The following is a 20,659-nucleotide window of genomic DNA, read 5'->3' as shown; positions in this document are numbered from 1 at the left end:
ACGCCATATGAGCGTCTTGCGAAGGCAAACCCCATCAGACCGGGTTTAGTACGCTACGCCCCGCTAGCACAGCCGCCACATTGTCCAACGCGGTGAACCCCATCTGGTCGCGCGTCTCTTTCGTCGCGCTCGCCATGTGAGGCGTAAGAAATACGTTGTCCAGCGATGCGAAGCGGGCATCGACATTGGGCTCATTTCGATACACGTCGAGGCCCGCGCCGAAAAGGTGCCCCGACGTCAATGCGCCGTAAAGCGCATCTTCATCTACCAGATCGCCACGCGCCGCATTCACAAATACGGCCCCCTTCGGCATGAGATCGAACTGCGCCTTCGTCATGAGCGGCGATCCGCCACCGGGAACATGCAGCGAGAGCACCTGGCAATGCGGAAGCAGTTCCGTGAGGCTTGGATAAAACACCGCCCCGTTCTCCAGCGCCGGCGATGCCCGCTGAATGTCGGTGTAGGCCACCTTCATGCCAAACGCCTGCGCGCGCTTTGCGACCGCTCGCCCGATACGTCCGAAACCCACGATGCCAATCGTTTTCCCGTTGACGCGCGTGCCCAGCATGTCCGTCATGCCGAACGATTCCCCCCAACCGGCGCGCATGATTTTTTCGTATTCCGCCGCACGCCGACTGGCCGCCAGCACCAGCAACATCGCGAAGTCCGCCGTGCATTCGGTCAAGGCATCGGGCGCGTTCGTCACGACAATGCCTCGCTCGCGGGCGAACGCCACGTTCATGTGATCAACGCCCGCGCTGGCATTGGCAATGATCTTCACCGTGGATGGCAACGCCGCAATGTGCGCTTCCTGCAAGCCGGATTTCTTCCCGACCAGAACCGCTGGCACCTCGCGCGCCTTGCAGAATTCCACCACCGCCCATGCATCCATATCCGATTCGGTCACGTAGGCGTTGAATTCCGACACTGCGCGGCTCGCCACGGCTTGCGGCACTTTTCGCGCGATCAACAGTTGGGTGCGCGTGCTTTCCGACATGATCTTTTCTCCAAGTAGACGGTCGCACAAAGACTACGAAACCCGCCAGCCCAAGGTCAATGTTGATTGAATCAATCAACCTATGACCGCCGCCCACGCGCGCCCTTCGGTCGCATCCCACCATGGGATGCCCTCCACCTTTCGCTCATCAGGAAAACCCTGACACGCCACCGACTGGGTGCGCTTCCAGATGTTGATTGAACGAATCAAGATTGCCCGGCCGACGCGGCCGATGCCATTCTCGGTTCGTGACCCACTGAGAAAAGGTAATGTCATGTCGACTTCGAAGCAGTTCGCCGCCGTCACGGGTGCCGGTTCCGGCATCGGTCGAGCGGCCGCCATCGCGTTTGCCGCATCCGGATTCACCGTCGCGCTGATCGGACGCCGGGATGCGCCCCTTCAGGAAACCCAAGCGGCCATCGATGACGCAGGCGGCAACGCGTATGTCGTGGCGGCCGATGTCGCCGATGAACGCTCCGTGGACGCGGCATTTGCGCAAATCCTTCGCGAATTCGGACGTCTGGACGTCCTCTTCAACAACGCCGGACGCAACGCCGGCGCAGTGCCGCTGGACGAATACCCGCTCGACTTCTGGAACGACGTCGTCGCCACCAACCTGACGGGTGTGTTCCTGTGTGCGAGAGCGGCCTGGCGCATCATGAAGAACCAAACGCCGCAAGGCGGGCGAATCATCAACAACGGATCCATCTCGGCGCACTCCCCCCGCCCCAACACCATCGCCTACACCGCCACCAAGCACGCCGTGTCGGGCATCACCAAATCGTTGGCGCTGGACGGGCGCCCCTATCGCATCGCCTGCAGCCAGATCGATATCGGCAATGCGGCAACGTCGCTCACGGAGCGAATGACACGTGGCGTGCTTCAGGCCGACGGCAGCGTGGCCCCGGAAGCTCGAATCGACGTCGCTCATGTCGCGAACGCTGTCGTTCACATCGCCAGCCTCCCGCTCGAAGCCAACGTCCTCAACATGACCCTCATGGCCACCACCATGCCTTTCGTAGGCCGCGGATAACCCCCTCGCCCGCCCCACATAAAAAGCAACGGGCAGGCCACCGATCAGGAGACATCGATGAAATTTGCAGAGGAACAACACCTGTCAGCACTCGATACGGCATCACGCGATATCACGGCAAGACCATCGAAGGTCAGATACGTCGTGCTGTCGATGTTGCTGATCGCGACAATTCTTAACTACGTCGACCGATCCGCCCTCGGCATCGTCGCCCCAAGCCTTTCGAAAGACCTCGCATTGAACAAGATGCAGATGGGCGAGCTGTTCGCCGCATTCGGTCTCGCGTACTCCCTCGCCTTGCTGCCCAGCGGCATCCTTGCCGACGTGCTCGGCTCACGCATCGCCTATGCGCTGTCGCTGGTGGGATGGTCGCTCGCGACGCTCACGCAGGGGCTGGCCAATGGCTATCACATGTTGCTTGGCTCTCGCTTGACGATGGGTGCGCTCGAGGCCCCCGCGTTTCCATCGAATGCACGCGCGGTGACGCTTTGGTTTCCCACGCAGGAGCGCGGATTCGCGACCAGCGTCTACGTCATGGGACAGTACATCGGAACGCCCATTTTTACGGGCCTTCTGCTGTGGATATCGGCCGCCGCGGGATGGCGTTCCGTGTTCTTCGTGACGGGCGGCTTCGGCATTCTTTTCAGCGTGATCTGGTTCTGTGCCTACCGGGATCCCTCGCGACATCGCTGGGTGAACAAGGCCGAACTCGACTACATCAACGAATCGCGCACCCCGTCCGCGCAGAAGTCGCGGGAAAAATTCAACTGGCGCATGGCACTCAAACTGCTCGGGTATCGCCAGATCCTGGCCATTTGCCTCGGCAAGTTCTGCAACAACACGATTCTGGTCTTTTTCACCACGTGGTTCATGACGTATCTGGCCGAGGCGCGCCATATGTCGATGATCAAGGTTGGGATCTTTCAGGCACTCCCCTTCCTGGGCGCGACGCTCGGCATTCTCGTCGCCGGTTGTCTCTCGGACTTCTTCATTCGCCGTGGCGTCTCCCTCTCCGCCGCACGCAAAGCGCCGCTGGTCATCGGAACGCTGCTCGGCTCGTCCATCGTCCTGGTGAACTTTGTCGAATCCAACGCGATGGTCATCGCCATTCTGACCATCGCCTTCTTCGCGCAAGGTGTCGGCTCGATGTCCTGGGCCGCCGTCTCCGAGATCGCGCCGCGCCAGTATGTCGGTCTCACCAGCAGTATCACGAGCCTCGCCGCCAACATTGCTGCCGTGACGACGCCGCTGATGATCGGTTACGTCATACAACGCACGGGACAGTTTTACTGGGCACTGAATCTGATGGGCGCTATCTGCCTGCTCGGTACGTTCTCGTATTCCGTTCTCCTCGGCAAGCTCTCCAGAATCGAGCTTTGAACGCCCCCACCTATCGCACGAACGACATGATTGAATTCAAATGGGATCACCTTCAGCTACGCTCGGCAGACGCTGAAGCCACGGCAGCGTGGTTTGCCCGGTGCCTGAATGCGGAAGTCGTTCGACGTCCGGGGCGTGTGGATCTTCGCATCGGGTCCATCAACTTATTCATCACCCAACTGTCCGGCGCGCATACGACCGAAATCTCAGGTGGCACGCGCACGCAAGGCATCGATCATTTCGGCGTGACCGTCGATGATCTCGATGTCGCCTTCAATCACCTCAAGGCCTGCGAAGCCGACATCGTCGAGCCGATCAAGTCGGTCCGTGCCGGCGTCCGGGCACTTTTTGTGAAGTCCCCGGGCGAGATCCTCATTGAAGTCCTTGAGCGCAAGCCTAGCGAGATGACTTTTACTTGAAGAGACGTCAATATTGAGCCACCCGCTCGGGACTCACTCGAAACGAGTGAGTCCCGCTGCCCGTTTTGAGCGCCCTGCCCTATAGCGAACGCCTATTCCATGCGAACCTGGATCACGTTGACCGAAGCGGCCCGACAGTTGGGCGTGCAAGCGCAGACGATCTACGCGTACGTCAGCCGAGGCAACATCGCCGTCATGCCGGACCCCGCCGACCCGCGCAAGAGCTTGTATCGTGCAGAGGACGTCGCGATCCTTTGCCGAAAGAAGCAGGTCGGCCGCAAACGCGCCGCCCTTGCCGCAGGCACGATATTCGGCGCCGAGCCTTGCATCCACAGCGCAATCACTACGTTTTCCAAAGGGCGCGCGTACTACCGCGGGCGCGATAGCATTCGCCTGTCACAGGCATCGACGCTCGAAGACGTTGCCGCCATCCTGTGGAACGCACGATCGCCAATTGCCTTCGACATTGACCGAACCCCGCTGCAGTGGGAAGAGCGCGGCAGACAGTGCGCTTTCATGTCCTTGGCCGCGCTTGCCGCGAATGGTCACTCGACACACGGCCGAACCGACCGAGCACTACATACCGAGGCGGGCCACCTGGTCGCGCTCGTCTCCCAAGCGTTTGGTGCGAAATGCAGCGAAAAGGCGACGCTCACGCATGAACGACTGGCGCTTGGATGGGGGCAAGGAAGCGAAGGCACCGACCTCATTCGCAGAGCCCTGGTACTCGTTGCCGACCACGAGCTAACCAGTTCGGCCTTTGCCGCAAGAATCACGGCATCCACCGGCGCATCGCTGCCGGGATGCCTGCTCACCGGGCTGGCGGCCTTCTCAGGCCCGTTGCACGGCGACGCTTCAGGTCGTGTCCGTGCCGTGTTCGATCATGTAGAGCGAGTAGGGGCGGAAAGTGTGGTGGCCCATCACTTGCAGTCGGCCCTCCCGATCCCTGGGTTCAGCCATCATCTCTATCCCGAAGGCGACCCGCGCGCCCAGGCGTTGCTGGAACGCCTCGATCCCCCCGAAGAACTGGCATCATTTATCGGGGAGGTGACCCGTTTGACGGGGCTTCAACCGAACATCGATGTCGCGCTTGCCGTTCTGGCTTCTCAACTCAAGCTTCCTCGCGACGCCGCCTTCGCCCTATTCGCCACCGCACGAAGTGTCGGCCTGCTTGCGCATAGCATGGAGCAGCTCAAGGTCGGAAAGGTGATCCGCCCCCGCGGACGTTACACCGGCCCCGTTCTCGAGGATGTGGATTCGGTGCCCCCCAACGACGATGGCAATGGCCTGCCTGACGCGGCGACCGTCGACCGAAATCGCGTATTCAAGACGATCATCCGCTAGCTGAGATCCCGCTGGTTCCCCCTGTCGTATCGGCGGATACGGTCTCACACTCGGTTGGATGAACCCACCCCGCGCCAGCACTCGGGACATGGGCCATATTTCAGCGCGCATTGATTACCGAGGACGACCCGTAGTAGCATACGCAACTTAATTAATAATAATTCTCATTTCTATTTTCATTATCCTCGATGCGCCGCCTCCAGAATTACGCTGCACTGCCGCTGGTCTTCATCGCGGCGTCGCCGCTCGCCTTCGCGCAGGCCACGTCTACTGACGTGGCGAGTTCGGCTGCCGTGAGCGCAACGAACGCCGACACCGCCACGCCCGACGCCACGCCGATGAGTGCATCTGGCACCGTTGCGCTGCCCGCAGTGTCTGTCAGTGCGAGCGGCGCGCCCCGCACCGCGTTCGACGCGCCCGCCGCCGCTCAGGTCACGAAGTCGTCGGTGCCTTTGAGCGAGACGCCGCAATCGATCAGCGTCGTCACGCGCGATTTGATGGACGCGCAACAGGTCCAGACGCTCAACGACGCGCTGCACGACGTGCCCGGGGTGATCTCGGGCACGTACGGCAGACGGGGCTGGGACGACTTCATCATTCGCGGCCAAACGGCGTCGGATTCCGTGTATCTCGACGGCCTGCGCACGGCCATCAATAACCGCTTCGCCGAAGAAACCTTCGGTCTGCAACAGATCGAAGTGATCAAGGGACCGGCTACGTTACTTTCCGGACTCGTGCTGCCGGGCGGCATGGTCAACATGGTCAGCAAGCGGCCGGAGGCCGACACGTTCGCCAACGTCGATGCCACCGTGGGCAGTCACGGCTTCTACCAGAGCACCGTCGACATGGGTACGCCGCTCTCGGAGAACGGCAAGGCCGCATTTCGCATCAACGCGCTCGCGACGAACAGCCACGACGCCACCGACTATGTCTGGTCGCGCAATCGTTATATCGCGCCGTCGCTATCGCTTGATCTCGGCCCGCGCACGGAATTCACGATCCTGACGAGCTATCAGGAACGCAACTACCTCCGCCAGCAAGGCCTGCCGTGGTCCGGCACGCTGATCCCGAACAAGAACGGTAGCCTGTCGCGAAGTACCTTCACGGGCGAGCCCGGTGAGCGGCCCTACTCGGGGCACGAGGCACGTATCGGCTACCGCTTCGTCCACCATTTCGACTCGGGCTGGACCGTGAACCAGAATGCTCGCTGGCAACAGTTCGCACTGGGCGGTCAGCTTGTCGCCAATGGAAAGGTCGCCTCGAACGGCTACACGCTGAGCCGCACGGCCACCGATTCGCAATGGTCCGGCGACACGCTCTCGCTGGACAATAACGCGCAGAAGACCTTTGACACCGCGTTCGGCCGCCACGAGATCACCCTCGGCATGGACTACATGCGCGGGCGCGAAGACGTCACCACCACCACGTGCTCAGTCGGCTCGATCAACATGTACGCCCCGGTCTACACGGGTGCGATCACATGCCCATCCACACCACGAACGCGCGCGTACACTACGATCCGCGATCTGGGCGTCTACGCGCGCGATCAGATCGCACTCGGCCAACGCTGGCGCGTGCTGGCGGGCATGCGCTACGACAGTGCGTCGAGCAACGTACTCAACAAGCTGACCGACACCACGAGCGGCAACCCGTCGAACGCCACCACGGGCTCGCTTGCGCTGATGTACGAGCTGTTCCCCGGCGTGCGCCCTTATGTGAGCTACGCGACCTCGTTCTACCCGAACAGCGGCGCGGACGTGAGCGGCAACGCCTTCGATCCGGAAACCGGCAAGCAGTGGGAAGCGGGGGTGAAGTTCGACCTCCAGAAGGGCCACACGAGTGTGACGCTCGCGGCATTCGACCTGCGCCGCCGCAACGTGCTGGAGAGCGATCCGAACAACGACGGCTACAGCATTGCCGTGGGCGAAGAGCATTCGCGCGGCGTCGAAGTCAGCTTCAACACCGCGCCGACGAATCAGTTGAGCGTGACCGGCGGCTACGCCTACACGTCGGCCGTGATCGCCGACGATGGCGGCCAGGCACCGTCGACCAATGGCGTGCGCATCAACAACGTGCCACGGCACAGTTTTAACCTGTTCGCACGCTACCGGTTGCCGGGCGAACTGCGGCGCTGGGAGATCAACGGGGGTGTACGTGGTCAGAGCAACCTCTATGCGTATGGCTACACGATTCCGGGCTTCGTGGTCAGCGACGTGGGCGTGCGCTACACGGCACCGAGCTGGCACGCCGCGCTGAATCTGAAGAACATCTTCAACAAGCATTACTACACAGGAGGTCTGAGCAATGCCGTGGCGCTGGGAGACGATCGCTCCGTGATGCTCACGCTGGGATACCGCTATTGAGGCTTGCGAAGCGCCAACCGTCCGATCCCACTTATGCCTGACGCGTCTTCACCGAGGTTTCACGCCAGTGGAACAGCTTTTCCACGAAGATGATGATGGCCGGCGAAATCAGCGCGATGTACATGTTGTCGATGCCATAAGGATCGCCAGCCAGATACCATAACGTTGTCGAGACCGCTGCGCCTAGCAACCCCAGCGTTGCCCCACGGTTGCCGTTGAAGAACGGCAGATAGAAACCGATCACCGCCACCACGGAAATCGAAAGACGCAGCGCACGTGTGAAGAACGAAAGCTGCAAGAGCTGCGGCGCAAAGAACACGAAGATCAACGGGAGCAAGCCGATGAAGAACGAGAGCACGCGCGTCATCCGGAACTCCTGCTCTTTCGACGGGCGCTTCCACGGCACGTAAAAGTCCCGCATGACCAGCGAGGAAATCGCCAACGCGACGGTGCTGACCCCCACGAAAATCGACGCGACCAGCGACACGGTGACAAAGCCCGCAACGAGCACGTTCATGCTGTCCATGAACACCGGCAAGGCATAAAGTCCTTTCATCCCGGGGTAAAGGAATTTCGCCGCAACGCCAATCAAGCCAAGCGCCACACTGATGGGTAGGCAAAGCAACGCCGCATAGAACGACGCACGGCGCGCCGCTTCCGGACTCCGGGTGGAAGAGACCGCCTGGATAATGTACTGGGTCGAGAAGATCGCGCCAATATTGCCGATGAAGTACGCCACGATCGTGGATACGCCAACGTGACCGTCCCAAGTGAAATAGAACGACGGCATCGCCTTGACCATCGGGGCCACGCCCTTCGTCATGTAGAGCGCTACGCCAAGCACCACGAATACGCCAATGTATTTGATCCCGCTATGCAGGACCGACACATAGGCGACACTCTTCATGCCGCCGAACGCGAAGTAGAACGTGCTCACCACCGCAATGATGATGGCCGCCCACGGCAGGTTGACCTTGAGTACCGTTGCAAGCGCGGCCGCGCCGCTGACATAGTTGCCGACATTCACCAGCAAAAGCGCGTAAATCATGATCAGCGAGACTACGACCTCCGTCGATCGGCCATAGCGTTTCGAAATCGCGCCAGAGATCGTGAATTCGCCAGACAAGTAGAGCTTCCTGGCCATGAAGATGCCGAAGAACAGGAAGCCAAACGATGCGCTGATCACCGACCAGGACGCCGCCATCCCCACGGAGAAGGCCGCTTCGGAAGCCCCGATCGTCGACTTGGCGCCGATGAACTCCGACATCAGCAACACGCCGATGACGAACGCCGGCATGGCATGGCCGCCGTAGAGAAATTCGCCGGTGTCCTTGCTGCGAAGCCTGATGGTCAGCCAAGTCGTGAACAGGATGTACACCACGACCATCGCGATGATGATGCTCGTGTCAGTGAAATCAAATGACTGCATTTCGAAGTCTCCTTTTCCTCCAGGGTGGGCAAAACGCTCGCCCCAAGCGGTCTTTCGGCCGACGTTCCGGCCTGCCGCTTTGTCCATGTCGATACTGTTTGTGCGCCGCCCGGCAATGCCCGGACCGCGGGTACGATCAGCTCGCGAGTGCTTCCATTTCGCGATACAGGTCGCGCTTTCCTTCAAAGCCGATGCCGGGCAGTTCGGGCATCGTGATGTGCCCTTCGATGACCTTGACGCCATCGGGGAATCCGCCGTAAGGCTGGAAAAGGTCCGGATAGCTCTCGTTACCGCCCAAGCCGAGGCCGGCGGCAATGTTGAGCGACATCTGGTGACCGCCGTGCGGAATGCAGCGGCTCGGCGACCAGCCATGCGCCTTGAGCACGTCGAGCGTGCGCTCGTATTCCACCAGGCCATACGACAACGCGCAGTCGAACTGCAACCAGTCGCGGTCGGAACGCATGCCACCATGGCGAATCAGGTTGCGAGCGTCCTGATGACTGAAAAGGTTCTCGCCGGTCGCCATCGACCCCGGGTAGTACTCAGTCAAGGTCGCCTGGAGCTGATAGTCGAGTGGATCGCCCGCCTCTTCGTACCAGAACAGCGGATACTCGCGCAGCATCTTGGCGTAGGCGATGGCCGTATCGAGATCGAAGCGACCATTGGCGTCGACGGCCAGTTGACCTTCGTTGCCGATTTCTTGCAGCACCGCTTCAATGCGTGCGCGATCATCTTCAATAGAGGCCCCGCCGATCTTCATCTTGACGACGTTGTAGCCGCGACCAAGGTACGAGCGCATCTCGGCGCGCAGCGCGCTCAGATCCTTGCCCGGGTAGTAGTAGCCGCCCGCCGCATACACGAACACGCGCGGATTGGCCGTCACCCCATGGCGCTCGGCCAACAGTTGGAACAGCGGTTTGTCCGCGATCTTCGCGACGGCGTCCCAAATCGCCATGTCGAGCGTGCCGACGGCGACGGAGCGCTCGCCATGCCCACCCGGCTTCTCGTTGGTCATCATGGCCGCCCACACGCGATGCGGGTCGAGGTTCGTGCCTGCGTCGTCGATCAGGCTGGCCGGATCGGCCTCCAGAATACGCGAGGCGAAACGCTCGCGAATCAGGCCACCCTGGCCATACCGACCATTGGAATTGAAACCATAGCCGACGACGCGGCGACCGTTGCGCACAACGTCCGTCACCACCGCGACCAGGCTACTGGTCATTTTGCTGAAATCGATATAGGCATTGCGGATCGGCGACGAAATCGGCTTCGTCACTTCGCGCACTTCCAGAATGCGAATAGACATGGTGTCTCCTGAACTATTTGGGGGTGGGGTACCGCGTCATGACGCGATGCCCGCTTGCGTGGAACGTTCGGCGAGCGCTACAGCGAGCCGCCGCCACAAATCAATATTTGCTGGCCCGTGATGGCGCCCGCCTGCGGCCCCAGCAGGAACGCCGTCAATGCGGCGATTTCGTCGGGCCGGATGAAGCGCCCGATGGGCGGCGTCTTGGGCGGCGTGCCTGCGCGGGCCGGGTCATGCAACATCGGCGTCTCGGTCGCGCCGGGAGCGACGACGTTGACGGTAATGCCGCGCGGCGCGAGTTCCGCCGCCCACGAACGCGCCATGCCGACCACGGCCGCCTTCGTGGCCGCATATTGGCTGCGCCCCGGCGCGCCGGCGGCCGTGCGACTCCCGATCAGCACGATGCGCCCGCCGTCCGGCATGCGGGGCAGCATCGTATTGGCGAGCGCCGCGGCGGCGTCAACGTGGATTCGCCACATCGCCTGACCGTCTTCAGGCTTGAGCGCGCCCAGCTGCGCCGTGCGCATGAAACCGGCCGCATGCACGATGGCCGACGCTGCATTGAGCGCCGCCAAGGCAGCGCTCAGTGCAGCGACATCGGTCAAGTCGACCACTACCGATCGAAACGCCGGTGACAAGGGCTCGCCAGGGGTGCGATCCAGCCCAATGACGTGCCAGCCGTCGCTGAGCAGTTTGATGGCGATAGCCCGGCCAATGCCTGAGCTGGCGCCAGTGACGATGGCGGTGTCGTTAGCGGTCATGGCGATGGTCTCGTGAGGGAGGCTCGAAAAAATGGTGGACGCGGCGCGTTCGCTTTCATCAGGCCGCGTTGGCGGGCAACAGATCGGCGTGGGCCAGCGCGCGGCGAATTGCCTCGAGTTCTTCGGCGCTCGGCGCATGCGTCGGCGGACGCACGGTGCCGTTGCGCAGGATGCCGGCCAGGGCCATCGCGGCCTTCATGCGGCCATGTGCCTCGCCAGTCGGCTCACCCGCGCCGTAGACGGCGTCCTTGAGCGGGGTGATGAGATCCTGCACACGCATCGCTTCGTTGAGGTCGCCGGCCTTAACCGCCTTGAGCAGATCGTTGATGAGTCCCGGCACGAGCGACGCAAACCCGACCAGCGCGCCATCGATGCCTTGCACCATCGATGCCAGCAGGTATTCGTCGTGACAGGTCATGAGCACCTTGCTGGCATCGGCCTCGCGAATCCTGCGGATATCGCGCGCGTACTTGTTCATCTCGCGCTCGCCCATTTTGAACGCGGCAACGTACGGCAGTTTGGCCAGTTCTGCCAGCAGGTCAGACGAGTAAGAACCGCGCGTCCACGCCGGGTAGATGTGCACCACGAGCGGCAGGCCGCTGGCCTTGCCGATCGCCTCGAAATAGTCCAGGCAGTGCTCCGGCTTGAAGCCGAAGCGTAACCAATGGTGCGGGGGCATGATGTCGAGGCCTTGTGCGCCGGCCTCCTTCGCCCAACCCGCCTGCTCAACCGCGTCGTTGATGCCCTCGCAAACAATCGACGAGATCACCGGGCAAATGTCCTTGACAGCGTCGGCCGTGATCCGCGTGACTTCAGCTCGCTCGCGCGGCGTCAGCGAGAACACCTCGCCGGTATGACCGTTGGTCATCAGCGCGGTAATGCCTGCGCGCTTGCCGAGCCACTGCGCGAAGCGGCGCAGTTCGGGCGCGTCGATACTGTAGTCGTCGTTGAAAGGGACCGAAATGGCGGGAATGATCCCGCGGAAGTTGATGGCCGACACTGTCGTCTCCTGATGAATCACTTACGGGTGATGAGAGGGGGGAGCAATCCCCCCGATGGTTTGCAGCGCGCGCGATAACTGCTGCGCCGCATGGCAGACCGGGGCGGCGGTTGACGCCTCGAAGTCCTTTAATGTCGTCTGGAAAGCCGGCGCCGCCACACTCAGCGCCGCCATGGGCATTCCGTCGATGTCGAGCACCGGGGCCGCAATGGCGTACAAGCCGGAGACCGTCTCCTGGTCGGAAATCGCATACCCGGCCGCCTTGACGTTGGCGAACCGCGCGAGCAACGCGTCGAGATCGGTCAGCGTGGTATCGGTCAACGACTTGCGCGTGACCATTTGCAGAATTCGTTTTTGCGCCTCCAACGGAAGCCACGCCAGAATCGCGTGCCCAACCGCCGACGAGTAGGCCGGCACCCGGCTGCCAATGCGAATATCGACCCCGAGACGCGTCAGGCCGGCTTGAATACGCTCTGCGTAGAGCACTTCTCCGCCGTCGAGCACACCGACCGAGGCCGCCTCGTTGACGGCGCCGACCAGACTGCGAAGAATCGGCCGGGCGCGGGTGCGCAAATCGGAATGCGCAATCGCATTGAAGCCGAGATCGAGCACCTTGAGCGACAGACGGAACAGTCGCGTGCCCGGCACTCGCTCCACGTAGCCGATGTCGGCCAGCGTATTGAGGAAGCGAAACGCCGTGGCGTTATCGATACCGGCACGACGTGCCACTTCCGCCATCGCCAGCTCGGGCTCCTGTGCCGTAAAGGCCTCAAGGACACGAAAGCCCTTGGCCAACGATTGCACTGTGTTCTTGGATGGGTCGGCCGCCGTGCGCTTGGGCTTGTCTTCCGAATAGTCAGTCATCGCGTCGTTTCCTTTAGAGAGTTCGGATAGCGAATTATAATTCGGAAATTGCACGTAAACCTCCCTATCTCTGTCGCACCGACACGACCTCAAAAAATGAGGCGTGACGCCAAAAAATTCGGATAGCGAATATTTATTCGCGATGAAATAATGTTAGATGCCCTGTACTGCGATAGGCAAGGACATTTTCATCAGGGTTTACACGATGGGTATCGGCCGGCTCTGGTACCGATGGCTGTCGGCATTTTGGCAACGACTGGCAAGCGCGTCGATTCGGGTAATACGCCGGGCCTTTCGTAGGGTGACTTTTATCCCGCGTTATTCGGACGTTGCTGAAACGCAAGTGACTTCACGGCTGGGATGATGGAAGCGTCCCCCACATCGGTGGGGGCAACTTCTGGGAGCAACCCATGCGCGATTCGAACGATGAGAACGTGAAATCCCGAGGTGCAGGCATGACGAGGCGATTCGGGACGAGCGGAGCACCGGACCTGCCGAAACCGCTGTCGAGAAAGGGCTATGTCGTCTGGTTCCACGACCATGGCGAGTATCTGGGACTCGCATGGAACGCGTCGGCGGAAGAAATTGAACGAGCGCACGTGGCGAATTCCGACCACGCGATCTACTTCGAGACCTTTGCGCAGGCGGCCGTCGCCAGCGACAAGTTCATCAGCCCCTGTCGGGTGATCCATTCCCCCGGGCCCGGCAAACGACCCAAGCTTATGCCCTAGAACAACGTGACGGCCCGTCACCGTTGTCGGGCCGTCACGCCTGCGATTTATGCGCCGCCGGTTCCCGTGTTACTTTTACGGCAACGTTACTGCGTGTGAGGTGTGACCATGTACACCGTAATGGGCATCACGGGGCGAGTGGGCAGCGCGCTGGGACATGACCTTCTCAAGGCAGGTCTACCGTTGCGGGTCGTCGTCCCCGATGCCGTCAAATCGAGCCGATGGGCCGCACTGGGCGGTGAGATTGCCGTCGCGGAAAACGACGATGTCGACGCCCTCACCCACGCGTTTCGCGGCAGCGAAGCCGTGTTCGTGATGCTCCCACCGAACGCAGACCCCGAGCCGGACTTCTCGCATGCGCGGCGCCTGATCGACGCGATTCGGCAAGCGCTGGCCGCCACTCGCCCGAAACGCGTGGTGTGCCTGTCGAGCATCGGCGCCGACTGCGAAATGCCCAGCCTGCTCACCGCGCTGCGCTTGTTCGAGGCGGCGATGCTGTCGTTATCGCTGCCGGTGACGTTCCTGCGCCCGGCCTGGCTGATGGAGAACTTCGCGTGGGACATCGAGCCCGCTCGCGAACGCGGGGAGCTGCCGAGCTATTTGCAGCCGGTGGATCGGGCGCTTCCGATGGTCTCGGTGAGCGACGTCGCCCATTTCGCGGCGCGCGCCATGCAGGCGCCGTTCAGCGACAACCCAATCTGGGAAATCGAAGGCCCCGAGCGTTACTCGCCCGACGACATCGCCGCCGCACTCGCCCGTACGCTCGTTCGCGACGTCTGCGCCGAGGCGGTGCCCCGAGCGGGCTGGGATCCCCTTTTTCGCGCGCAAGGTATGCGCAACCCGCTGCCACGTATCCAGATGCTCGACGGATTCAACAACGGCGACTTCCGCTTCCGCGACGACGGCAAACACGCGCTGCGTGGCGGCGTCACACTCGTCGAGGCAATCGCCGCATTGGTGCGCGAAAGCTGACACCGGTGACGGGCGTCAGGCCATCCGCAACCCGCTAGCGGTCTCGGCAAACCGGCACTTGTGCGAGCAGTTCACGCCAATGTTGCGCCCAATCGCCATCGTGCGCGACCCCGCGCACCGTGACCGTCGTCACACAGGATCCCCCCGCCGCCGCCGCGAAGCGCCGCGCGACGTCCGGCGGCACGATCGTATCCTGCGCGCTGCTGAAATGGATCTGCGCAATGCCTGCGATTCGCCGCGCCACGTCGATAGGATTACGAGACGCCGGCATCGGCGAGACGTGATGCAGCCGATTGATGTACTCGGTGTCGAGGTTGCCCGCGACCGTGCGCAGCGCGGCGACGTCGTGGCGGCGCGCAGCGATCAGCACGGCAATGGCGCCACCGCCCGAGTAGCCGACAAGCTCCACGGGCTGCCCAGGGGTACGGGCCACGAGTTGATCGACTGCCGCGTTCATTGAATCGATCACTTCGGGGGCGAACCGCTTGCCGGTCCAATACGCGACGGCGCAACGGGGATTGTCCTGCATCGGCGTAAATTGGCAGGGTCGCGCCAGATAGGCGACGTTGTCGGCGGCCTTCGCGGACGAATCCGCGGCAGCGAGCGCCAGCCCCGTTGCCGCGACCGGCGTGGGGTCCAGCGATGGCTCACTGCGCGAAACCCAGGCCAATCCATCGCCTTCGATGTAGATGCGCAGAGGCTTGTCGGGGCGGGTAATGCGCGAGAACACGGTAAGGCGGAAATCGCCCGCCGTCAGCACTTCCCGGTGCAGTCCCGCCGGTCCGGCCAACGCATCGGCATGCGCGTCGCGATCCACACTGGCACACCCAGACGCCAGCGATAGGGCAGCCAGTGCGGCAACGTAACGCATCCCGCGCTGCCACCCTGCAAGCATGGCGTTCATGGCGCTGCGCCGCGCCCTTCGGTCAAATCGCGCCATCACGCCATTCCACCACGAAGTGCTTGAGTGCCTGCGCCATGCGTTCGACCACGGGTTGCCAGTGTGCGCGGGCCTCCTGGCGAAACAGACGCATCCCCGGATACCAGGGCGAGTCGTCGCGACCGAGCAGCCAGCGCCAATCGGGAACAAACGGCAACAGCACCCATACCGGACGTCCCATCGCGCCTGCCAGATGAACGGGCGACGAATCGACCGACACCAACAAATCCGCGAGATGCAAAATCGCCGCAGTGTCCTCGAAATCGCGGATCCCGTCGCTGAGCGACACCATCGACATGCCGTCGGGAGGCGTGCTTGCCTGCGAGGCCGCCGGCCCCTTCTGAATCGAAAGGAATGTCGCGCCACTCGCCCCCAACGGGCCGAGTTGTGCGAGCGACATGGACCGGTTGCCGTCGTTGACGTGTTCGGGGCGCCCCGCCCACACCATGGCGACCCACGGGCGCGGCAGGTCGGCCAATTTTTCGCGCCAATGGGCGACGCGCTCGGGGTCGGCGCTCAGGTACGATACGTCGCCGGGCAGATCGGCGAGCGTCAAGCCCATCGCCATTGGCAGGCTCATCAGTTCGCAATGCTGATCGAACGTCACCGGCAACGTACCGCGAGCGACGATATCGTCGTCGCCCCACATGCGCCTGGCGATCGACAATGCTTCCGGATTGATCTCCAGGATCACGCGCGCCTGACTGCGCTCACGCGCCCAGCGCGCCATGCGCAGGAACTGGAACGTGTCTCCGTAGCCCTGCTCGTCGTGGATGAGGAGCGTCTGGCCGGGAATCGGTCTGCCGTCCCAACGCGGGCGTTGCACCTTGCGCTCAATGGACTGCGTATGTTCGAGGCGGTAGCGGTGGCGATACTCGCGCCAACCACGCTCGAAGTCGCCGAGCAGGAGCAACGTCTCGGCGAGATCGAAGCGGTTGGACAGGTCGCCAGGCACCTGACGGGCAAGCCTGTCGAGTATGTCTCGTGCCTCGTGCGCCTTGCCTTGCGCGCGCAAGACCATCGCAAGCAACCGCCACATCGCCACGGGCGCGGTCTCGGCGCCCACGACCTCGCGCAGCATCGACTCAGCCCTTTCGTACGCCTGCGCACGGACACACGCCACGATGGCGTCGTGAACCGAGCTCATATCCGGCGGTGTGGCGGGCAATCGCGGCACCGACGGCGGGACACCGTCGACGAGTGCCGGGCGATTGCGCGTAACCCTCTGCGCCTCGACAAGCGCAAGCGCAGCCCGCGCATCGTGACTCTCCGGCTGGAGGGCGAGCGCATCGCGAGCACAATCGAGTGCCTCGTCCAACCGTCCCACCAGCGGCAGAATCCGGGCACGCGTCACGAGCGTGGAGAAATGCTGGGGGGCGAACGCCGACATGATCTCCACGACCTGCAACCCCGCCGCCACGTCTCCACTGGAAACTTCAATGTCGGCAAGATTACGGTAGGCGTCGACGAACGACGGATCCAACTCAATGGCGCGGCGCGCCAGAGTTCGCGCTTCGGTAATGCGCTGCTGTGCGCTCAGCAGCGACGCCAGATTGCTGTGCACGTCCGCGCGTAGCGGGTCGATTTCAAGGGCCCGCAGATAGTGCGTCTCGGCAGACTCCTGACGCCCCAGCAGACGCGCGGTATTCCCGAGATTGTTGTGCGCATCGGCCGACGCGGGCAGCAGTTCGCTCACGCGGGTGAGGCATGCCAAGCTCTGATCGAGCTGTCCGACCTCCTGCAACACTATTCCGAGGTTGTTCCACCCGGCAGCAAACGCCGGATCGATTTCGACGGACCGGCGCGCCGCCGCCAGCGCCTCATCGAGCCGGCCCGCCTGCCGGCACATCTCGGCCAGATCGGACCAACTGGACGCCAGCGCACCGGGCGCCCGGCAGGTGGTGCGCAGATGGTCGATCGCCATGTCGCGCTTGCCATAGGCATGGGCCATGAGGCCGAGGAGATAATGCGCGTCCGGGTGCTCGGGCGACGCGTCCAGCACGCGCCGGCACAGGACTTCGGCCTGGGGCGCCTGTCCCGCCTGCCAATGCGAATGGGCTAACGCAATCGCCTGAGCGAAGGTCAGCATTCCGGGAGTCGAAGCAGCGGCAGACATCGAGAGGCGGTCGGGAGACGGTAGGCACTGCGCGATACTTCCACGGCGGTCGCTGCCATGTCAATCGTTGCGACCGCCGGACGCGTACGAACGTTTCCGAACACGCGCGACGCTCAGAAGCGCTGTTGTACGCGCACAATCCCCGTGTGCGACACAAAGCCCGCTCCCGCTTGCAGGTCGTAGCGAATCGAGGCACTCAGATTGTTCGCTTTCATCAGGGTCAGGCCCAGCGAGATATCGGCCAGGTCCGACACCGGCGTAGCGCCCACGGTCGTGAACGCCGTCTGGCCGGACGGATCCGCAGCGAAGCTCGCGCCCGTCGTTTGACGCGTACGGTTGTACTCATGCAGCCAACGCACGCTCAGTTCGGGCACCCACATCCCCCTCGCCGTTTCGAATGGCAAGGCGACCTTCGCCCCCAGCGCGCTACGCAGCGAACTAGCGCCGACACTGCCGACCGTAAGCGCCGAGCCATTGCCACCCGTTTCGGTATAGCCGTTCTGGTTCAGATAGCCATATGTGACGCCCGCCAGCGGCGTGACGATGGCACGTCCCAGCGCCAGTGGCCAGCCGAATTCGGCGCCGAACACGAATTGTTGACCGTTGAAGTTGCCATGGGCCACGCCGTTGAATCCCGGCATCGACACCGATCGCGTCGTATCGTAGTGTTGCAGCACCGCCGAGCCTGACAGGTTCACGTACCACGGCTCGCCGGTGTACGCGGCGTACCCAATGAGGCCATACCCGTTCACGCCGGTCGTATTGCCCGACGTGCTACCGTCATTGTCGATCGCCGTGCGCGAGAACTGGACCGCTCCCCCCGCACGCCAGCGCTCGCCGAACGCTCTGTCAGCACCGACGACCAGTCCACCGTAGTTGGCGCTGTAGCCGTCGACGTCGTTACGCACCGACTGGCTGGCGTGACCGCCGAAGGCCTGTCCCCAGACGCCCCAGTTGGCTGCGCTGTCGCCCGTCGCAATCCCGGTGCCCCCGGCCTGCGCTACGCGCAGGCTGTTGACGTGCGCACCGACCACGCCCAGCGATTCGAAGGTGGCCGCGCCTGCGGCACGCGTATTCTGCGCCGGGGCGAGTTGCTTGCCGACCCGATTGGCCGAGTCCGTCGAACCGCCGCTCAGCGACCCGAGTGCCGCGTTGTACAGATTCAGCAGTTGGGCGTCGCTCACGCCGGTGTAGCCCAGCAAGCCCCGCAGCGACGACTGCGCGTTGGGTGCCGACGCAAGCAAGGCGTTGGTGCGAGGGTCGGCGGGCGGTGTCGTACCGGTGCCGCCGCCGTTGTCGGAACCGGCATTCGTATCCGAAATCAACGTCACGACCAGATCCTGCCGACTGCCGTTAGCGACCGTGGCGCCGGTCGCGCCGAGCGTCGACGAACCGTTGACGCGATAAACCAGCGAACCTTCGTTGTAGGTGGCCGAGCCTGCCGTGTCGATCACGACATAGCGCTGACCCGCCGCAAACGAATAGCCGAGCGACTGTAACGCGATACTCGAACCCGCTGCCAGTGTCGTGTTGCCGCTCACAACCAGCCGTCCGTAGCCGCTGTCGGTCGTCAAGTCGCCGGTCGTAACCGCATTGCCTGCAACACCGATCTGAAGCGTGGCGGCTGCCGCCTGCGCGTAATCGCCTGAGACCTGGATGGCATTGTTGACTTGCAATACCGACGCGTCGTTGAACGCCGTTCGTGTGCCAGCGAGGTTCAGGTCGTCGTTAAGTAGGAGATTGCCACCGTTGAAGTGTATATCGGCGAGCGAGCTGGAAAGGGTTCCGGGGATAGCACTGCCGAAACCCGTGAGGGTGCCCTGCGCTGCGCCTGACGCCCCCGCGATGGACAAGGCTTGCGTGCCGGAATGGGAAATGTTGCCCGCAATGGTGCCGGCGTTATTGATCTGTCCGATCGTGGCCGCTGCGGAGGCATTCGCGATGGCCGCGCCGGCGCTCGAAATGAGCCCGCCCGCGAGATTGTTGATGGTACCGATCGAGTCCTCGTTGTAAATGCCGTAGTTCCCGCCCGAAATCGTTCCAGCGTTGTTGATCGTGCCAATGATGCCGTGATAGGTCGTGCCACCGATCACGGTACCGCGGTTGTCGATGCCGGTGCCGGTGCCGAGCCCACTGGTGCCATCGATCAGGCCAAGGGGCAGGTTGTCGATCGTCGTGAGGGTCGCGCTTCGGTTCATCACCCCGCTTTGCGCGCCCGTAATGGTGCCGCTGTTCGTCAGCGTGCCCAACTGCGTCGATACACTGCCCATGAACGAGGCCACGCCATAACGGCCCGAGATAGTCCCCGTGTTGGTCAACTCGCCGAGATGCGACGTGTTCTCCACACCATACCCGTTGGCGGCGGAGATCGAGCCGGAATTGAATGCAGACGCCAGTGTGCCAGCGTTGTCGATGCCCGCGTTGCTCGGCGAGAAAATCAACCCGCTATTCTCGAGACGCGCCACCGTGCCCCGTGACGAAATCAGCAATGCGTTACCGCCGACCAGCGTGCCAGCGTTCGAAATTGTCCCGAACGTGTTCACGATTTGGGCGAAGGTCGCGCCCGTGATCGACAGGGTCGTACCGTCATAGCGCCAATTCGGCGACGAAGTGGTGTCGGCCTGACCGGCAACGAGAAACGTGCGACCATCCATGATGGCGGCCAGCGGGACTGCCCACACCGGTCCTGTGTTCAGCGAAGCCGCTGCAACGACGGCGGCGACCGCCGCTTTGCGCACACGGCGATGGTCCGCCGAGCGCGACGTTCCGCCATGACCGCCGGCCACTTCGGACGCGACCTGATGCATGCCCAGACTGGCGCTCCATACCACACGATAGATGCGATTCATTCGATTTCCCGGAATACGGCTTTCTTATTGCAACGCGTTGACTCGTGGATTCGGAACGGGCTCGCGCGCAGCGACCGACACGTAGGCGCAAGACCTCCGTCATGGCAGGGAAGTCCGGCCGTATCGGTCAGAAGGATTGGATGCGTGAGCGTCGC

At 62.8% G+C, this 20,659-nt stretch carries 16 protein-coding genes and 1 pseudogene; 7 read left to right on the top strand and 10 right to left on the bottom strand.

Annotated features, from left to right (window positions below):
- Positions 1-34: 34 nt before the first annotated feature.
- Positions 35-997, bottom strand: coding sequence for a 2-hydroxyacid dehydrogenase (locus OYT13_RS05365; protein ID WP_017235348.1), 963 nt, complete (start codon positions 995-997; stop codon positions 35-37).
- A 274-nt stretch (positions 998-1,271) separates the two neighbouring features.
- Between OYT13_RS05365 and OYT13_RS05360 the strand changes: the two genes are divergently transcribed.
- From OYT13_RS05360 to OYT13_RS05340, 5 genes are all read left to right on the top strand, one after another.
- Entirely contained in the window at positions 1,272-2,030 is a 759-nt protein-coding gene (locus tag OYT13_RS05360; RefSeq protein ID WP_026132238.1) for an SDR family oxidoreductase, read from the top strand.
- 57 nt (positions 2,031-2,087) lie between these two features.
- Positions 2,088-3,410 (top strand): MFS transporter, encoded by a 1,323-nt coding sequence (locus tag OYT13_RS05355; protein ID WP_017235346.1) that lies wholly within the window; start codon positions 2,088-2,090, stop codon positions 3,408-3,410.
- A 26-nt stretch (positions 3,411-3,436) separates the two neighbouring features.
- Positions 3,437-3,829 carry a VOC family protein gene (locus OYT13_RS05350; RefSeq protein WP_026132237.1) on the top strand — a complete coding sequence of 131 codons (393 nt, stop codon included), beginning with the start codon at positions 3,437-3,439 and terminating at the stop codon, positions 3,827-3,829.
- Positions 3,830-3,928: 99 nt separating this feature from the next.
- The gene (locus OYT13_RS05345; protein WP_017235344.1) at positions 3,929-5,173 is read left to right on the top strand and encodes a citrate synthase; all 1,245 of its coding nucleotides are present in this window, start codon (positions 3,929-3,931) and stop codon (positions 5,171-5,173) included.
- 188 nt (positions 5,174-5,361) lie between these two features.
- On the top strand, positions 5,362-7,536 hold the full coding sequence (locus tag OYT13_RS05340) for a TonB-dependent siderophore receptor (protein WP_268567378.1): 2,175 nt from the start codon (positions 5,362-5,364) through the stop codon (positions 7,534-7,536).
- 31 nt (positions 7,537-7,567) lie between these two features.
- Here OYT13_RS05340 and OYT13_RS05335 read toward each other — a convergent pair whose 3' ends face one another.
- From OYT13_RS05335 to OYT13_RS05315, 5 genes are all read right to left on the bottom strand, one after another.
- Positions 7,568-8,965, bottom strand: coding sequence for a sodium:solute symporter family protein (locus OYT13_RS05335; protein WP_268567377.1), 1,398 nt, complete (start codon positions 8,963-8,965; stop codon positions 7,568-7,570).
- Between the two features lie 136 nt (positions 8,966-9,101).
- A complete protein-coding gene (locus tag OYT13_RS05330; RefSeq protein ID WP_268567376.1) occupies positions 9,102-10,271 on the bottom strand; it encodes a mandelate racemase/muconate lactonizing enzyme family protein in 1,170 nt (389 codons plus the stop codon).
- Between the two features lie 77 nt (positions 10,272-10,348).
- Entirely contained in the window at positions 10,349-11,032 is a 684-nt protein-coding gene (locus OYT13_RS05325) for an SDR family NAD(P)-dependent oxidoreductase (protein ID WP_268567375.1), read from the bottom strand.
- A gap of 58 nt (positions 11,033-11,090) precedes the next feature.
- The gene (locus OYT13_RS05320) at positions 11,091-12,032 is read right to left on the bottom strand and encodes a dihydrodipicolinate synthase family protein (protein WP_268567374.1); all 942 of its coding nucleotides are present in this window, start codon (positions 12,030-12,032) and stop codon (positions 11,091-11,093) included.
- A 21-nt stretch (positions 12,033-12,053) separates the two neighbouring features.
- On the bottom strand, positions 12,054-12,896 hold the full coding sequence (locus tag OYT13_RS05315) for an IclR family transcriptional regulator (RefSeq protein WP_268567373.1): 843 nt from the start codon (positions 12,894-12,896) through the stop codon (positions 12,054-12,056).
- A gap of 410 nt (positions 12,897-13,306) precedes the next feature.
- Between OYT13_RS05315 and OYT13_RS05310 the strand changes: the two genes are divergently transcribed.
- Both OYT13_RS05310 and OYT13_RS05305 read left to right on the top strand, forming a co-directional pair.
- A complete protein-coding gene (locus tag OYT13_RS05310) occupies positions 13,307-13,627 on the top strand; it encodes a hypothetical protein (RefSeq protein ID WP_268567372.1) in 321 nt (106 codons plus the stop codon).
- Positions 13,628-13,735: 108 nt separating this feature from the next.
- Entirely contained in the window at positions 13,736-14,599 is an 864-nt protein-coding gene (locus tag OYT13_RS05305; RefSeq protein ID WP_268567371.1) for an NAD(P)H-binding protein, read from the top strand.
- Between the two features lie 34 nt (positions 14,600-14,633).
- Here the strand turns inward: OYT13_RS05305 and OYT13_RS05300 are convergent, their stop codons facing one another.
- From OYT13_RS05300 to OYT13_RS05290, 4 genes and pseudogenes are all read right to left on the bottom strand, one after another.
- Positions 14,634-15,503, bottom strand: a complete 870-nt coding sequence (locus tag OYT13_RS05300) for an alpha/beta hydrolase (protein ID WP_268567370.1) — start codon at positions 15,501-15,503, stop codon at positions 14,634-14,636.
- 22 nt (positions 15,504-15,525) lie between these two features.
- Complete coding sequence (locus OYT13_RS25225; protein WP_410007577.1) at positions 15,526-16,686, bottom strand: tetratricopeptide repeat protein; 1,161 nt, start codon at positions 16,684-16,686, stop codon at positions 15,526-15,528.
- Positions 16,687-16,998: 312 nt separating this feature from the next.
- Positions 16,999-17,628, bottom strand: a pseudogene (locus OYT13_RS25220) (tetratricopeptide repeat protein); the annotation flags it as partial.
- Between the two features lie 140 nt (positions 17,629-17,768).
- On the bottom strand, positions 17,769-20,504 hold the full coding sequence (locus OYT13_RS05290; protein ID WP_268567369.1) for an autotransporter domain-containing protein: 2,736 nt from the start codon (positions 20,502-20,504) through the stop codon (positions 17,769-17,771).
- Between the last annotated feature and the right edge of the window lie 155 nt (positions 20,505-20,659).

Origin of the sequence: Pandoraea sp. XJJ-1, from assembly GCF_026802345.1 — a bacterium.
Lineage (GTDB): Bacteria > Pseudomonadota > Gammaproteobacteria > Burkholderiales > Burkholderiaceae > Pandoraea > Pandoraea cepalis.
The sequence above is the reverse complement of the archived record's forward strand: the minus strand, read 5'-3'. Positions and strand labels throughout refer to the sequence as shown.

Bases quoted from the DNA above. Each gene is read 5' to 3' on its own strand.
- OYT13_RS05360 (WP_026132238.1), top strand. From the start codon at position 1,272: ATGTCGACTTCGAAGCAGTTCGCCGCCGTCACGGGTGCCGGTTCCGGC.
- OYT13_RS05355 (WP_017235346.1), top strand. From the start codon at position 2,088: ATGAAATTTGCAGAGGAACAACACCTGTCAGCACTCGATACGGCATCA.
- OYT13_RS05325 (WP_268567375.1), bottom strand. From the start codon at position 11,032: ATGACCGCTAACGACACCGCCATCGTCACTGGCGCCAGCTCAGGCATT.
- OYT13_RS05310 (WP_268567372.1), top strand. From the start codon at position 13,307: ATGCGCGATTCGAACGATGAGAACGTGAAATCCCGAGGTGCAGGCATG.
- OYT13_RS05350 (WP_026132237.1), top strand. From the start codon at position 3,437: ATGATTGAATTCAAATGGGATCACCTTCAGCTACGCTCGGCAGACGCT.
- OYT13_RS05345 (WP_017235344.1), top strand. From the start codon at position 3,929: ATGCGAACCTGGATCACGTTGACCGAAGCGGCCCGACAGTTGGGCGTG.
- OYT13_RS05300 (WP_268567370.1), bottom strand. From the start codon at position 15,503: ATGAACGCCATGCTTGCAGGGTGGCAGCGCGGGATGCGTTACGTTGCC.
- OYT13_RS05340 (WP_268567378.1), top strand. From the start codon at position 5,362: ATGCGCCGCCTCCAGAATTACGCTGCACTGCCGCTGGTCTTCATCGCG.
- OYT13_RS05330 (WP_268567376.1), bottom strand. From the start codon at position 10,271: ATGTCTATTCGCATTCTGGAAGTGCGCGAAGTGACGAAGCCGATTTCG.
- OYT13_RS05305 (WP_268567371.1), top strand. From the start codon at position 13,736: ATGTACACCGTAATGGGCATCACGGGGCGAGTGGGCAGCGCGCTGGGA.
- OYT13_RS05335 (WP_268567377.1), bottom strand. From the start codon at position 8,965: ATGCAGTCATTTGATTTCACTGACACGAGCATCATCATCGCGATGGTC.
- OYT13_RS05290 (WP_268567369.1), bottom strand. From the start codon at position 20,504: ATGAATCGCATCTATCGTGTGGTATGGAGCGCCAGTCTGGGCATGCAT.
- OYT13_RS05315 (WP_268567373.1), bottom strand. From the start codon at position 12,896: ATGACTGACTATTCGGAAGACAAGCCCAAGCGCACGGCGGCCGACCCA.
- OYT13_RS05365 (WP_017235348.1), bottom strand. From the start codon at position 997: ATGTCGGAAAGCACGCGCACCCAACTGTTGATCGCGCGAAAAGTGCCG.
- OYT13_RS25225 (WP_410007577.1), bottom strand. From the start codon at position 16,686: ATGAGCTCGGTTCACGACGCCATCGTGGCGTGTGTCCGTGCGCAGGCG.